This is a genomic window from Kitasatospora sp. NBC_00070 (assembly GCF_045041205.1).
Taxonomy (GTDB): domain Bacteria; phylum Actinomycetota; class Actinomycetes; order Streptomycetales; family Streptomycetaceae; genus Kitasatospora.
Map to the genome: position 1 here is coordinate 2,175,404 of NZ_CP108247.1, position 12,886 is coordinate 2,188,289.

At 69.8% G+C, this 12,886-nt stretch carries 12 protein-coding genes; 8 read left to right on the forward strand and 4 right to left on the reverse strand.

Annotated features, from left to right (window positions below; all coding sequences use genetic code 11):
- Nucleotides 1–123: 123 nt before the first annotated feature.
- Together OHV05_RS10050 and OHV05_RS10055 are read left to right on the forward strand one after the other, a co-directional pair.
- On the forward strand, nucleotides 124–1,857 hold the full coding sequence (locus OHV05_RS10050; RefSeq protein WP_405017370.1) for an ABC transporter ATP-binding protein: 1,734 nt from the start codon (nucleotides 124–126) through the stop codon (nucleotides 1,855–1,857).
- Between the two features lie 74 nt (nucleotides 1,858–1,931).
- Complete coding sequence (locus OHV05_RS10055) at nucleotides 1,932–3,830, forward strand: ABC transporter ATP-binding protein (protein ID WP_405021420.1); 1,899 nt, start codon at nucleotides 1,932–1,934, stop codon at nucleotides 3,828–3,830.
- Between the two features lie 173 nt (nucleotides 3,831–4,003).
- Here the strand turns inward: OHV05_RS10055 and OHV05_RS10060 are convergent, their stop codons facing one another.
- Nucleotides 4,004–5,029, reverse strand: coding sequence for an EamA family transporter (locus OHV05_RS10060; protein WP_405017371.1), 1,026 nt, complete (start codon nucleotides 5,027–5,029; stop codon nucleotides 4,004–4,006).
- A 61-nt stretch (nucleotides 5,030–5,090) separates the two neighbouring features.
- Between OHV05_RS10060 and OHV05_RS10065 the strand changes: the two genes are divergently transcribed.
- Genes OHV05_RS10065 through OHV05_RS10075 form a run of 3 tightly spaced genes read left to right on the forward strand, consistent with a single transcriptional unit; the run spans nucleotide 5,091 to nucleotide 7,641 of the window.
- Nucleotides 5,091–5,597, forward strand: a complete 507-nt coding sequence (locus tag OHV05_RS10065) for a MarR family winged helix-turn-helix transcriptional regulator (protein ID WP_405017372.1) — start codon at nucleotides 5,091–5,093, stop codon at nucleotides 5,595–5,597.
- Nucleotides 5,598–5,615: 18 nt separating this feature from the next.
- A complete protein-coding gene (locus OHV05_RS10070) occupies nucleotides 5,616–6,512 on the forward strand; it encodes a sigma-70 family RNA polymerase sigma factor (protein WP_405017373.1) in 897 nt (298 codons plus the stop codon).
- A 55-nt stretch (nucleotides 6,513–6,567) separates the two neighbouring features.
- The gene (locus tag OHV05_RS10075) at nucleotides 6,568–7,641 is read left to right on the forward strand and encodes an NAD(P)/FAD-dependent oxidoreductase (protein WP_405017374.1); all 1,074 of its coding nucleotides are present in this window, start codon (nucleotides 6,568–6,570) and stop codon (nucleotides 7,639–7,641) included.
- Between the two features lie 51 nt (nucleotides 7,642–7,692).
- On the opposite strand, the gene lepA is transcribed toward OHV05_RS10075, so the two are convergent.
- Entirely contained in the window at nucleotides 7,693–9,564 is a 1,872-nt protein-coding gene (gene lepA, locus OHV05_RS10080; RefSeq protein WP_405017375.1) for a translation elongation factor 4, read from the reverse strand.
- A 201-nt stretch (nucleotides 9,565–9,765) separates the two neighbouring features.
- Between lepA and OHV05_RS10085 the strand changes: the two genes are divergently transcribed.
- Nucleotides 9,766–10,071, forward strand: a complete 306-nt coding sequence (locus tag OHV05_RS10085; RefSeq protein ID WP_405017376.1) for an antibiotic biosynthesis monooxygenase family protein — start codon at nucleotides 9,766–9,768, stop codon at nucleotides 10,069–10,071.
- A gap of 125 nt (nucleotides 10,072–10,196) precedes the next feature.
- The gene (rpsT, locus tag OHV05_RS10090; RefSeq protein ID WP_057238597.1) at nucleotides 10,197–10,454 is read left to right on the forward strand and encodes a 30S ribosomal protein S20; all 258 of its coding nucleotides are present in this window, start codon (nucleotides 10,197–10,199) and stop codon (nucleotides 10,452–10,454) included.
- Between the two features lie 258 nt (nucleotides 10,455–10,712).
- Here the strand turns inward: rpsT and OHV05_RS10095 are convergent, their stop codons facing one another.
- Both OHV05_RS10095 and OHV05_RS10100 read right to left on the reverse strand, forming a co-directional pair.
- Nucleotides 10,713–11,939: a tyrosine-type recombinase/integrase gene (locus OHV05_RS10095; protein WP_405017377.1), complete on the reverse strand. Its 1,227-nt coding sequence runs from the start codon at nucleotides 11,937–11,939 to the stop codon at nucleotides 10,713–10,715.
- Complete coding sequence (locus tag OHV05_RS10100; RefSeq protein WP_405017378.1) at nucleotides 11,932–12,582, reverse strand: helix-turn-helix domain-containing protein; 651 nt, start codon at nucleotides 12,580–12,582, stop codon at nucleotides 11,932–11,934. Before OHV05_RS10100 ends, OHV05_RS10095 begins: the two co-directional genes overlap by 8 nt.
- On the opposite strand from OHV05_RS10100, the gene OHV05_RS10105 reads away from it, so the two are divergent.
- Nucleotides 12,581–12,769 (forward strand): helix-turn-helix domain-containing protein, encoded by a 189-nt coding sequence (locus OHV05_RS10105; RefSeq protein WP_405017379.1) that lies wholly within the window; start codon nucleotides 12,581–12,583, stop codon nucleotides 12,767–12,769. The genes OHV05_RS10100 and OHV05_RS10105 overlap by 2 nt on opposite strands.
- The last annotated feature ends 117 nt before the right edge of the window (nucleotides 12,770–12,886 follow it).

The following is a 12,886-nucleotide window of genomic DNA, read 5'->3' on the forward strand; positions in this document are numbered from 1 at the left end:
GACCTCCGCGCCGTGCAAAGACAGTACAAAACCGCTGGGTCGAGCCACCGTAAACCCCCACACGGCGCGCCGGAACCCCGAAAATGGGGTGCGACTCCCCCGGCCGACAACGAAAGTGTCACGGTGCTGATCAAACTCCTGCGGGCCCACCTGGGCCCGTACTCCCGACCCATCACCCTGCTGGTGCTGCTCCAGCTCGTCTCCACCATCGCAGCGCTCTACCTCCCCGCCCTGAACGCCGACATCATCGACAACGGGGTGGTGAAGGGCGACACCGGTCACATCCTGGCCCTCGGCGGGGTGATGATCGGCGTCACCGTGGTGCAGGCGCTCTGCTCGGTCGCCGCCGTCTTCTACGGCGCCCGGACCGCGATGGCGATCGGCCGGGACATCCGGGCCGCCGTCTTCGACCGGGTGCAGAGCTTCTCCGCCCGGGAGCTGAACTCCTTCGGCGCGCCCTCGCTGATCACCCGCACCACCAACGACGTCCAGCAGGTCCAGATGCTGGTGCTGATGGGCTTCACGCTGATGGTGGCGGCGCCGATCATGTGCTTCGGCGGCATCCTGATGGCGCTCCAGCAGGACGTCCCGCTGTCCGCCCTGCTGCTGGTCGTGGTGCCGGTGCTGGGTACCGTGGTGATCGCGCTGGTCCGCCGGCTGCGGCCGCAGTTCCGCACCATGCAGACCCGGATCGACACCGTGAACCGGGTGCTGCGCGAGCAGATCACCGGTATCCGGGTGATCCGGGCCTTCGTGAAGGACCGTCACGAACAGGATCGTTTCGCCGGGGCCAACGCCGAGCTGACCGACGTCTCGCTCAAGGTCGGCCGGATGCTCTCCTTCATGTTCCCCAGCGTGATGTTCGTGGTGAACGTCTCCAGCGTCGCGGTGATCTGGTTCGGTGCGCACCGGATCGACTCCGGCGACATGGAGATCGGCGCGCTGACCGCCTTCATCTCCTACCTGATGCAGATCCTGATGAGCGTCATGATGGCCACCTTCATGTTCATGATGGTGCCGCGCGCCGAGGTCTGCGCCGAGCGGATCCAGGAGGTGCTGGCCACCGACAGCAGCGTGGTGCCGCCCACCGATCCGGTCACCGAGCTGCTGAGCCGCGGTCAGCTGGAGCTGCGCGCGGTCGAGTTCCGCTACCCGGGTGCCGAGGCGCCGGTGCTCCGCGGCATCGACCTGATCGCCCGGCCGGGCCAGACCACCGCCGTGATCGGCTCCACCGGCAGCGGCAAGTCCACCCTGCTCGGCCTGGTGCCCCGGCTGTTCGACGCCACCGGCGGCGAGGTGCTGCTCGGCGGCGTGAACGTCCGGGAGCTCGACCCGGTGCTGATCGCCGACACCGTCGGCCTGGTCCCGCAGAAGCCGTACCTGTTCTCCGGCACGGTGGCCAGCAACCTGCGCTACGGCAAGCCGGACGCCACCGACGAGGAGCTCTGGCACGCGCTGGAGGTGGCCCAGGCCAAGGACTTCGTCGAGCAGCTGACCGAGGGTCTGGACGCCCCGATCGCCCAGGGCGGCTCGAACGTGTCGGGCGGTCAGCGCCAGCGGCTGGCGATCGCCCGTGCGCTGGTCAGCCGGCCGCAGGTGTACCTGTTCGACGACTCGTTCTCGGCGCTCGACTACGCGACCGACGCGCGCCTGCGCAAGGCACTGTCCCGGGAGACCGCCGAGGCGGCGGTGCTGATCGTGGCCCAGCGGGTCTCCACCATCCGGGACGCCGACCGGATCGTGGTGCTCGACGAGGGCGCCGTGGTCGGGAGCGGCACCCACCACGAGCTGATGGCCGACAACCCGACATACCGGGAGATCGTGCTCTCCCAGCTCACCGAGCAGGAGGCGGCGTGACAACCCCGAAGAAGCCCCAGGCGGACTCCCAGGCCGCCGCCGCCCGCCGCGGACCGGCCGGTCCCGGCCGGTTCATGGGAGCCCAGGGCGCCGAGAAGTCGCTCGACTTCAAGAACTCCTCCAAGCGCCTGCTCGGCATGCTCCGCCCCGAACGCCCGCTGCTGACCGGCGTGCTGACGCTCGGTGTGCTCAGCATCGGCCTCGCGGTGACCGGCCCCCGGGTGCTCGGCAACGCCACCGACCTGATCTTCGCGGGCGTGGTCGGCCGGCAGACCCCGGCCGGGGTGTCGAAGGCCCAGGTGCTCGACGGCCTGCGGCAGTCCGGACAGGGCGGCGTCGCCGACCTGCTCGGCGCGGTCGACTTCGTCCCCGGCCAGGGGATGGACTTCGGAGCGATCGGCACCGTGCTGATGTGGGCCCTGCTGCTGTACGTCGGCTCCGCCCTGTTCGGCATCCTGCAGGGCCGGCTGGCCGCCACCGCGATCAACCGCGCGGTGTACCGGCTGCGCGAGGACGTCGAGGCCAAGCTGTCCCGGCTGCCGCTGAGCTACTTCGACAAGCAGCCGCGCGGCGAGGTGCTCAGCCGGGTCACCAACGACATCGACAACATCGGCCAGTCCATGCAGCAGACCATGGGCCAGGTGGTGAACTCGCTGCTCACCATCGTCGGTGTGCTGGCGATGATGTTCTGGATCTCCCCGCTGCTCGCGCTGATCGCGCTGATCTCCGTCCCGGTCTCGGTGGTGGTCGCCACCAGGGTCGGCAAGCGGGCCCAGCCGCAGTTCATCGCGCAGTGGAAGACCACCGGCACGCTGAACGCGCACATCGAGGAGATGTACACCGGGCACGCCCTGGTCAAGGTCTTCGGCCGGCAGCGGGAGGCGGCGGAGACCTTCCGGGTGGAGAACGAGGCGCTGTTCGCGTCGAGCTTCCGGGCGCAGTTCATCTCGGGCATCATCCAGCCCGCGATGATGCTGATCGGCAACCTCAACTACGTGCTGGTCGCGGTGGTCGGCGGCCTGCGGGTGGCCAGCGGCGCGCTGTCCATCGGTGACGTGCAGGCGTTCATCCAGTACTCCCGGCAGTTCAGCCAGCCGCTCACCCAGGTCGCCAGCATGGCCAACCTGGTGCAGTCCGGCGTCGCCTCGGCCGAGCGGGTCTTCGAACTCCTGGACGCCCCCGAGCAGTCGGCCGAGCCGCTCGCTCCCGAGCGGCCCGAGGTGCTCCGCGGCCTGGTCGCCTTCGACGGCGTCTCGTTCCGGTACGACCCGGAGAAGCCGCTGATCGACGACCTGTCCCTGAAGGTCGAGCCCGGCCACACCGTCGCCATCGTCGGCCCGACCGGGGCGGGCAAGACCACCCTGGTCAACCTGCTGATGCGGTTCTACGAGACCACCGGCGGCCGGATCACCCTGGACGGCGTGGACATCGCCGCGATGTCCCGGGAGGAACTCCGGGCCGGCATCGGCATGGTGCTCCAGGACACCTGGCTGTTCGGCGGCACCATCGCGGAGAACATCGCGTACGGGGCCGAGGGCGCCTCCCGGGAGGCGGTGGTCGAGGCCGCGAGGGCGGCGCACGTGGACCGCTTCGTGCGGACCCTGCCGGACGGCTACGACACCCGGATCGACGACGAGGGGACCGGGGTCAGCGCGGGCGAGAAGCAGCTGATCACCATTGCCCGGGCGTTCCTGGCGCAGCCGTCCATCCTGGTGCTGGACGAGGCCACCTCCTCGGTGGACACCCGGACCGAGGTGCTCATCCAGCGGGCGATGGCCCGGCTGCGGAGCGGTCGTACCAGCTTCGTGATCGCGCACCGGCTCTCCACCATCCGGGACGCTGACGTGATCCTGGTGATGGAGGACGGCTCGATCGTGGAGCAGGGGTCGCACGACGAGCTGATCGCGGCGAAGGGCGCTTACGCGCGGCTGTACGCGGCCCAGTTCAGCGAGGCAGTGGCCGAGGTCGACTGACGCTGCGCTGTAGGCAGGCGCTCAGCCGTCTACCGCCCAGGAGCTCGGGGCTGCGCTGTTGGCAGGCGCTCAGCGGTCTACTACCCAGGGGCTCGGGGCTGCGCCGTAGGCAGGCGCTCAGCCGTTCTACTACCCAGGGGCTCGGGGAACTGCGAGGAGGTCTGACGTGCGGGTCACTGCGAAAGTGCCTGACCGCCTACGCATGCGTGACCTTTTCCGAGGTCGGCGTCGCCCACGCGGCGGAGCCGCACATCAGCAGAGCCCCGAGCCCCTGGGGCCGTAGGCGGCTGAGCAGTTGCCCGAGCCCCTGGGGCCGTAGCGGGCTGAGCGGTTGCCCGGGCCCGGGTGCCGAAGAGGGCTCCGGCGGCGGTGCTGCCCAGGGCGATGGCCATGCCGAGGAGTTGAAGGGGTGTCAGGGCCTGGCCGAGGGCGATCCAGCCGATGGCGGTGGCCGAGACCGGGCTGAGCAGGCCGAGGAAGGCGACCGAGGAGGCGGGCAGCTTGCCGATGCCGCGGAACCAGAGCCAGTACGCCACCAGCGTGTTGGGCACCGCGAGGTAGAGGTAGCCGAGCAGGTTGGTGCCGGTCAGGGCCGGCGGCATGCCTTCGGCCGCCAGGGCGACCGGGAGCAGTAGCAGCCCGCCCGCCGTCAACTGCCAGCCCGTCATGGCCAGTGGGCCGACGCCCTCCGGGCGGCCCCAACGCTTCGTCAGTACGGTGCCGACCGCCATCGTCCCGGCCCCGGCCAGGCCGGCCAGTACGCCGATGGTGTCGAGTCGGGCGGTGGCCTTGAGGACCACCAGCGCGACCCCGAACACTCCGGCCAGCCCCGCCAGGAGTGCCCGCCCGCCGGGGCGCTCCCCGAGCAGCGGGATCGCCAGTCCGGCCGCCAGCAGCGGCTGTACGGCGCCGAGCACCCCGGCCACGCCCCCGGGCAGCCGGTAGGCAGCGACGAAGAGCAGGGCGAGGAACAGCCCGATGTTGAGCGCGCCGAGCAGTGCGACCTTCCACCACCAGCCGCCCTTCGGCAGGCGCCGGGTGACGGCCAGCAGGACCAGCCCTGCGGGCAGCGCGCGGAGCGTGGCGGTGAGCAGTGGCCGGTCCGGCGGCAGGTACTCGGTGGTGACCAGGTAGGTGGAGCCCCAGGCGAGCGGGGCCAGCGCGGTGAGGGCCAGGGCACCCCGGGATGTCGAAAGCATGTAAGTAACTTAGCACTAAGCTACTTGCCGTCAAGCTTCTTTCCTGTGGCAGACTTTTGTCATGAGCCAGAGCCCCACGCCCCCCGACGCAGTGGACGCGATCGCCGCACAGTGGAACGCGGTCCGCCCCGACCTCTCCACCGACGCGATGGAGGTGTTCGGCCGGATTTTCCGGCTCTCCCGCACCATGACCGACCGGCTCGGCCAGGCCCACGCCGCGTTCGGCGTCGGCACCGGCGAGTTCGACGTGATCGGCACGCTGCGCCGCTCCGGCGCCCCGTACGCGCTCTCCCCGCGCGAGCTGACCGCCACCCTGATGCTCACCACCGGCGGCATGACCGGTCGGCTGGACAAGCTGGAACGGGCCGGCCTGGTCACCCGCTCGCCCGACCCGAACGACCGCCGGGGCCTGCGGATCACCCTCACCCCCGAAGGGCTGGACCTGGCGGACCGGATGATCGGCTCCAACATCGACGTCTACGGCGGGGTGCTCGCCACCCTCACCCCCGAGGAGGCGGCCGCCCTGAACGCCCTGCTCCGCCGCCTGCTGGCATCGGCCGGAAACTGACCGGGTACGGTTCCGGATGTGATTGACGACGCATCAGGGGTGGACGTCTTCGAGTCGCTGCGGCGTTACCTGGGTTCGGTGGCGTACCGGCTGCTCGGCTCGGTGACCGACGCCGAGGACGTGTTGCAGGAGGCGTGGCTGCGCTGGCGGGCCACCGACCGGAGCACCGTCGAGGAGCCACGGGCGTACCTGACCACGGTCGTCACCCGGCTCTGCTACGACCAGCTGGGCTCGGCCCGGGTGCGCCGGGAGGCCTACTACGGCGAGTGGCTGCCCGAGCCGCTGGTCACCGAGGAGAACGCGCCCGAGCGGCTCGCCGAGCTGGGCGAGGAGGTCTCGATCGCGCTGCTCGCGGTGCTGGAGGAGCTCACCCCGGCCGAGCGGACCGCCTTCGTGCTGCACGACGTGTTCGCGGTCGGCTTCGAGGAGATCGCCTGCTCGCTGGACCGCACTCCGGACGCCGCCCGGCAGTTGGCGTCCCGGGCCCGCCGCCGGGTGCGCACCGGCGGCCGGCGCGGCCCGGTCGACCGGGCGGCGCACCGTCAGGTGGTGTCCGCCTTCGCCCATGCGGCCACCGGGGGCGACCTCCAGGGCCTGGTCGCCCTGCTCGACCCGGACGTGGTCTGGCACTCGGACGGCGGCGGCATCGTCTCGGCCGGCGTCCGCCCGATCCTGGGCGCGGACAAGGTCTCCCGCCTGGTGGCCGGGCTCTACGCCAAGTTCCTCGGCCCGGCGAACGTCGGCGCCAGCCCCGCCCTGGTCAACGGCGAACCGGGCCTGCTCTGGCACGACACCGAGGGCAAGGTGCTCGGCGTGGTCGCCTTCGCGGTCGAGGACGGCCGGATCACCGAGGCGTACGTCGTGGTCAACCCGGAGAAGCTGACCCATGTGACGCGGCTCACTGTCACAAGCTGACCGGCTGCGTCGTCCACCTCCCGAAAGCAGCACACACGCTTCGCAGGAGGACGAGATGACCGGTCAGCAGCAGCACATCGTCGTGATCGGCGCCGGCTACGCGGGCCTGGCGGCGGCCACCCGGATCGGCAGGCAGCACCGGGTCACCCTGGTCGCGCCGGAGAGCCGGTTCCTGAACCGGGTCCGCCAGCACGAGACCGCGGCCGGTCTGGCCGAGCACCGGCCGGAACTGACCGAGGTGCTGCGGGGCCGTCAGGTGACCCACCGCCAGGCCCGGGTCACCGAGCTCGACCTGGCCGGGCGGAAGGTCTTCCTGGACTCCGGCGAGGCGCTGAGCTACGACACCCTGGTGTACGCGCTGGGCAGCCGCACCGCCCTGCACGGCATCCCCGGTGCGGCCGAGCACGCCTACCCCGCCGAGCGGGCCGCCGAACTGGCCGAGCGGATGCGCACCGCCGCGCGGCCCGGCACCGTCGCGGTGGTCGGCGGCGGCCCGACCGGCATCGAGCTGGCCGCCGAACTGGCCGAGGCGCACCCCGCCTGGCAGGTCCGGATCGTGGCGGCCGGCCAGGTCGGCGGCTGGCTCTCGGACAAGGGCCGGGCGCACGTCCGCAAGGTCTTCGGACGGCTCGGGGTCCAGGTGCACGACCAGGCGGCCGTCACCGCCGTGACCCCGGCCGGGCTCCGCACCGACCAGGGCACCATCGACGCCGACCTGGTCGCCTGGGCCGCCTCGATGGAGCCGCGCGAGCTGGCCGCCGAGGCCGGACTGACCGTCACCCCCGACGGCCGCGCGGTGGTGGACGGGCACCTGCGCTCGGTCTCGCACCCCGAGGTGTACGTGATCGGCGACGCCGCCCAGGTGGTGGTCGAGGGCGTCGGCGAGCTGCGGATGAGCTGCGCCACCGCCCAGCCGATGGGCGTCTACCTCGGCGGGCTGCTGACCGGGAAGACCGACAAGCCGTTCGAGTACGGCTACGTGGTGCACTGCCTGAGCCTGGGCCGCAAGGACGGCCTGGTCCAGCTGGTCCGCAAGGACGACTCGATGAAGCCGAGCGCCCTGACCGGCACCGCCGCCCGGCTGGTGAAGAGCCTGATCGTCACCGGCGTCGTCTGGCAGCTGCGCTGACGACACGCCGAAGGGCCCGGTCCGGCCGGACCGGGCCCTTCGGCGTACCGACTACTTCTTCTCGCCCTTGGGGGCGTCCGCGTCGGTGGACAGTGCGGCGATGAAGGCCTCCTGCGGGACCTCCACCCGGCCGACCATCTTCATCCGCTTCTTGCCCTCCTTCTGCTTCTCCAGCAGCTTGCGCTTACGCGAGATGTCACCGCCGTAGCACTTGGCGAGGACGTCCTTGCGGATCGCGCGGACCGTCTCACGGGCGATCACCCGGGAGCCGATGGCGGCCTGGATCGGCACCTCGAACTGCTGACGCGGGATCAGCTTCTGCAGCTTGCCGGCCATCATGATGCCGTAGCCGTACGCCTTGTCCTTGTGCACGATCGCGGAGAACGCGTCGACCGCGTCACCGTGCAGCAGGATGTCGACCTTGACCAGGTCGGCGGTCTGCTCGCCGATCGGCTCGTAGTCGAAGGAGCCGTAGCCGCGGGTCTTGGACTTCAGGATGTCGAAGAAGTCGAAGACGATCTCGGCGAGCGGCAGGGTGTAGCGCAGCTCCACCCGCTCCTCGGAGAGGTAGTCCATGCCCTGCATGTTGCCGCGGCGGGCCTGGCAGAGCTCCATGACCGGGCCGACGAACTCGTTCGGCACCAGGATGGAACCCTTGACCACCGGCTCGTGCACCTCGGAGATCTTGCCGGTGGGGAACTCGCTCGGGTTGGTGACGGTGTGCTCGCTGCCGTCCTCCATGACCACCCGGTAGACCACGTTCGGGGCGGTGGAGATCAGGTCGAGGTTGAACTCGCGCTCCAGCCGCTCCCGGACGATCTCCAGGTGCAGCAGGCCGAGGAAGCCGCAGCGGTACCCGAAGCCCAGCGCGACCGACGTCTCCGGCTCGAACACCAGCGCGGCGTCGTTGAGCTGGAGCTTGTCGAGGGCGTCGCGCAGCAGCGGGTAGTCGCTGCCGTCCAGCGGGTAGAGGCCGGAGAACACCATCGGGCGCGGCTCCTTGTAGCCGCCCAGCGCCTCGGTCGCACCCTTGTGCATCGAGGTGATGGTGTCACCGACCTTGGACTGCCGGACGTCCTTCACACCGGTGATGATGTAGCCCACCTCGCCGACGCCGAGGCCGTCCGAGACCTTCGGCTCGGGCGAGATGACGCCGATCTCCAGCAGCTCGTGCGTCGCACCCGTGGACATCATCTGGATGCGCTCGCGCTTGGTGAGCTCACCGTCGACCACCCGGACGTAGGTGACCACGCCGCGGTAGGTGTCGTAGACCGAGTCGAAGATCATCGCGCGGGCGGGGGCGTCCTTGACGCCGACCGGGGCGGGGATCTTCGCGACCACGTGGTCGAGCAGCTCCGGCACCCCGAGGCCGCTCTTGGCGCTGACCTTGAGGACGTCCTCCGGCTCGCACCCGATGATGTGCGCGATCTCGGCGGCGTACTTCTCCGGCTGGGCGGCCGGCAGGTCGATCTTGTTGAGGACCGGGATGATCGTGAGGTTGTTCTCCAGCGCCAGGTACAGGTTGGCGAGGGTCTGCGCCTCGATGCCCTGGGCGGCGTCCACCACGAGGATGGTGCCCTCGCAGGCGGCCAGCGAACGGGACACCTCGTACGTGAAGTCCACGTGGCCCGGGGTGTCGATCATGTTCAGGATGTGGGTCGTGCCGGTGTGCTCACCAGTCTTCGGTGCCCACGGGAGGCGGACCGCCTGCGACTTGATGGTGATGCCGCGCTCGCGCTCGATGTCCATCCGGTCGAGGTACTGGGCACGCATCTGCCGGGGGTCGACCACGCCGGTGATCTGGAGCATCCGGTCGGCGAGGGTGGACTTGCCGTGGTCGATGTGGGCGATGATGCAGAAGTTGCGGATCAGCGCCGGGTCGGTACGGCTGGGCTGTGGCACATTGCTGGGGGTCGCGGGCACCTTGGTCCGATTCTCCGTGGGTCCGGGGGCCGGGCGCTCCGGCCCGGCGCTGACGGCGCCGAGCGGCTTCCCGGGGACCGGACGGTCTCGTCCGATCGAAATGGTTCCTGCCATCTTCCCACGAGCCCGGACCGGCGCGGTGTACCAGCTCTTCCACTGCCCCTTCCGCCGCGCGGCCCGGGTGCGGCAGGATCGGCTTCCATGATCTTGGAGAGTGCACTGCTCGACGTCCGTCCCGGCCTGGAGGAGGAGTTCCTGGCCGCCTTCACCGAGGCCCGGCCGCTGATCGCGGTCCAGCGCGGCTTCCGCTCGCTGGAGCTGCGCCGCTGCCTGGACGAGGGGCGCGGCTCGCGGTTCCTGCTCCAGGTGGCGTGGGACACCCTGACGGACCACACCGAGGGCTTCCGCGGCTCGGCCGAGTACCAGCAGTGGCGGGAGCTGTTGCACCGCTTCTACGAGCCGTTCCCCGAGGTCGAGCACTACGGCGAGCCGGTGCTCACGGCATAGCCGGTTTGGGCTGCGGGTGTCGGCTTTGGTAGCGTTGGCCGCTGCACCTGGCACCGGCATGCCCTCTCAGCCTGCCGAGCTCGGTGCGACCCGTTCAATTCTCGACTCAAGACTGAGGCTATTTCGTGGCGAACATCAAGTCCCAGATCAAGCGCAACAAGACCAACGAGAAGGCGCGCCTGCGCAACAAGGCCGTCAAGTCCTCGCTGAAGACCGCTGTCCGCAAGGCCCGCGAGGCCGCCGCTGCCGGCGACACCGCGAAGGCCACCGAGCTCGCCCGGGCCGCCTCCAAGGCGCTCGACAAGGCCGCGAGCAAGGGCATCATCCACAAGAACCAGGCCGCCAACAAGAAGTCCGCGGTCACCAAGCTCGTCTCGGCCTGATCCCAGGCCACTCCGGTCGACGGGTCAGGCGGCCCTCTACCCGCCTCCGACGACCAGCCCTCACGTCAACTTTCCGGCCCTCTATCCGGAACTCGTGAGACGTAGAACTCCGTACCGCACGCGGCCTGCGTTCGCCACGCGGGTGCGGTACAACTTGATCTACCGAAAGTGGCAGCTCAAAGGCCCTTTCACCACTGCCCGTCCGGATCAGTCCGGGCGGGCAGTACGCATTCTGTACACATGGTTCAGGATCATGGCCTATGCGGCCAACGCAGTTCTGGCCACGACTGCGGAGATCCGGCCCACGTCGAGCGCGCCCGCCACCTCGTCCAGCCGATCCGGCCAGAGGTGCCCATAAACGTCCAGGGTCATCGCCGCTGACTTGTGGCCGAGCATCAGCTGCACCACCTTCACGTCCGCCCCGGCCGCGATCGCCAGCGAGGCGGCGGTGTGCCGAAGCTTGTGAGGCGTGATCTTCACCCCGAGTTCCTGCTCGACCTCCACGTCCAGGCCGGCCGCCTTCACCGCCGGGTCGAAGACCCCGTCCCGGAACGACGTGTACTTCATCGGCTCACCGTCGGCCGCCGGGAAGACCAGGGCCGAGCCCGGCCGGTCCTTCACCAGCTCCGCCAGTTCCTCAACCAGCGAGGCCAGGATCGGGACGGACCGCCGCTCATGGTTCTTCACTGCGCCGAGCACCAGGCCCTTGCCCTTGATCCTGGAGTACGCCTGGGCGATCCGCAGTCGGCGCTTGAGTGCATCAACTCGGCTGACCTTGAGCGCGGTCAACTCGCCCCAGCGGATGCCGGTGTAAGCCTTCACCAGGATCAGCAGTCGGTACTCGCCCGCGGCCTCGGCGAGGTTGGCCACCTGCTCATGGCTCAGGTAGACATGCACGTCCTCGCCGTCGTCGTCGATCAGCGGCAGCTCGTGGTCCTTCGCCGGGCTGACCGCGATCCGGCCGGTCCGCACCGCGTGCTTCATCACGCCACCGAACACGACCTGGTGAATCTTCGCGATCCGGGCGGGTGACAGCTTCCGCCCCCGCCTGCCCGGCTGCTCGCACAGCGCGGTGAGCCACTTGGAAACGTCCTCCCAGCGGATCGCCCCGACCTGCCACGTCCCCCACTTCGGGATCACGTAGAGGTCCAGCAGCTCGCGGTAGTCGCCCTTGGTGCGCTCGCCCGGCCGACGGAGCGAGGTGAACCACTCCTCAGCGACCTCGCTCATGGCCTGCTTGCCCTGCTTGGCGTCGCGGTAGGTACCTTGATCGAGCCGGTTGAGCGTGTCCTGCTGGTGCTTCTCCGCAGGCGGCAGCTTCCCGAACGTGCGCGCCCTGGGGTTCCCGTCGGGGTCGTACCAGCGGACCCGCCACCGGCCCGGCTCGGCCCGTTTGCTGCCAGCCTTCTTCGCCGCCCGCCACTTCTCCATCGCCGCGACGTAGTCCTTCTGGGTCGCGCGGTCCTCGATCCAGACCCTAGCCATCAGCACCCCTACTGTCACCGGTCTCGCGATCCAGCACCTGAGCCAGGATCCGCTCCAGCCGCCGGCGGCCAGCTGGCCGCCCCAAGCGCTCAAAATCAAGCGATGGGCCTAGGTCATCCCCCTGCCTCCACCCCAAGGGGCGGGCTCCGTCAGCCCAGTCCCAAGCTGCAGACGCCGGGACGCTCCCAGCGCCGGTGATCTCCACTACAGCCCCGTCGCCGTCCTCCATCGGAAGCAGCAGGGCGGACGGGTTGACTCCCAGGGCAAGAGCCAGTGCGACAAGGTCGTCCACATCCACCCGTCGAACGGCTCGAGGCTCCAGGCTGGCCCCGTTCTCAATCTTGTTCAAGGCGTCGGCGCTCAGGGAGCGCCCTTGCTCCTTCAGCGTCAAGGAAAGTGCGCGCAGGGTCAGCCCCCGCGCCTCCCTCAGACGCTTCACGTTCGTGGCGACAGTGCGCCCGCTCGGTCCCACTTCGATTCGTCCTGTCGTCATGATCCCGACGGTATCAGTCGAGGTTTTCTCGACAAAAATCGGAATCTTGCGGACTGCCATCTTCCCGGCTACGCTCCACATCATCACGGACTTACCCGCAATGATGCAAGTCCTTGTCGCGAAAACCTCGACAGAGGAAGGCATGTCCATGGAGTACCTGACGCCGGCCGAGACAGCAGAGCTCGTCAAGGTCAGCCCCCGAACCCTCGCCAACTGGCGTTGGCAGGGCCTGGGCCCCGCATACACCAAGCTCACCCCCGGCCGAGGCGGGCGCGTCCGCTACAACCGGCGCAGCGTCGAGCGATACCTCGCCGGCGAATCCACTGCTGCAGCCTAGGAACGCGAACGGCCCCCACCTGGACGGCAATCCGGGCAGAGGCCTGACGAACTCCAACACGACGAAGCCCCCGGGTCCGCTGGCTGGCGAAGACCCCGAGGGCGACGACCTCACGAA

What these genes read in the sequence shown, in the direction of transcription:
- OHV05_RS10055 (WP_405021420.1), top strand. Translation starts at nt 1,932, where the DNA reads ATGGGAGCCCAGGGCGCCGAGAAGTCGCTCGACTTCAAGAACTCCTCC.
- OHV05_RS10060 (WP_405017371.1), bottom strand. Translation starts at nt 5,029, where the DNA reads ATGCTTTCGACATCCCGGGGTGCCCTGGCCCTCACCGCGCTGGCCCCG.
- OHV05_RS10065 (WP_405017372.1), top strand. Translation starts at nt 5,091, where the DNA reads ATGAGCCAGAGCCCCACGCCCCCCGACGCAGTGGACGCGATCGCCGCA.
- OHV05_RS10075 (WP_405017374.1), top strand. Translation starts at nt 6,568, where the DNA reads ATGACCGGTCAGCAGCAGCACATCGTCGTGATCGGCGCCGGCTACGCG.
- OHV05_RS10085 (WP_405017376.1), top strand. Translation starts at nt 9,766, where the DNA reads ATGATCTTGGAGAGTGCACTGCTCGACGTCCGTCCCGGCCTGGAGGAG.
- OHV05_RS10095 (WP_405017377.1), bottom strand. Translation starts at nt 11,939, where the DNA reads ATGGCTAGGGTCTGGATCGAGGACCGCGCGACCCAGAAGGACTACGTC.
- OHV05_RS10105 (WP_405017379.1), top strand. Translation starts at nt 12,581, where the DNA reads ATGGAGTACCTGACGCCGGCCGAGACAGCAGAGCTCGTCAAGGTCAGC.
- OHV05_RS10100 (WP_405017378.1), bottom strand. Translation starts at nt 12,582, where the DNA reads ATGGACATGCCTTCCTCTGTCGAGGTTTTCGCGACAAGGACTTGCATC.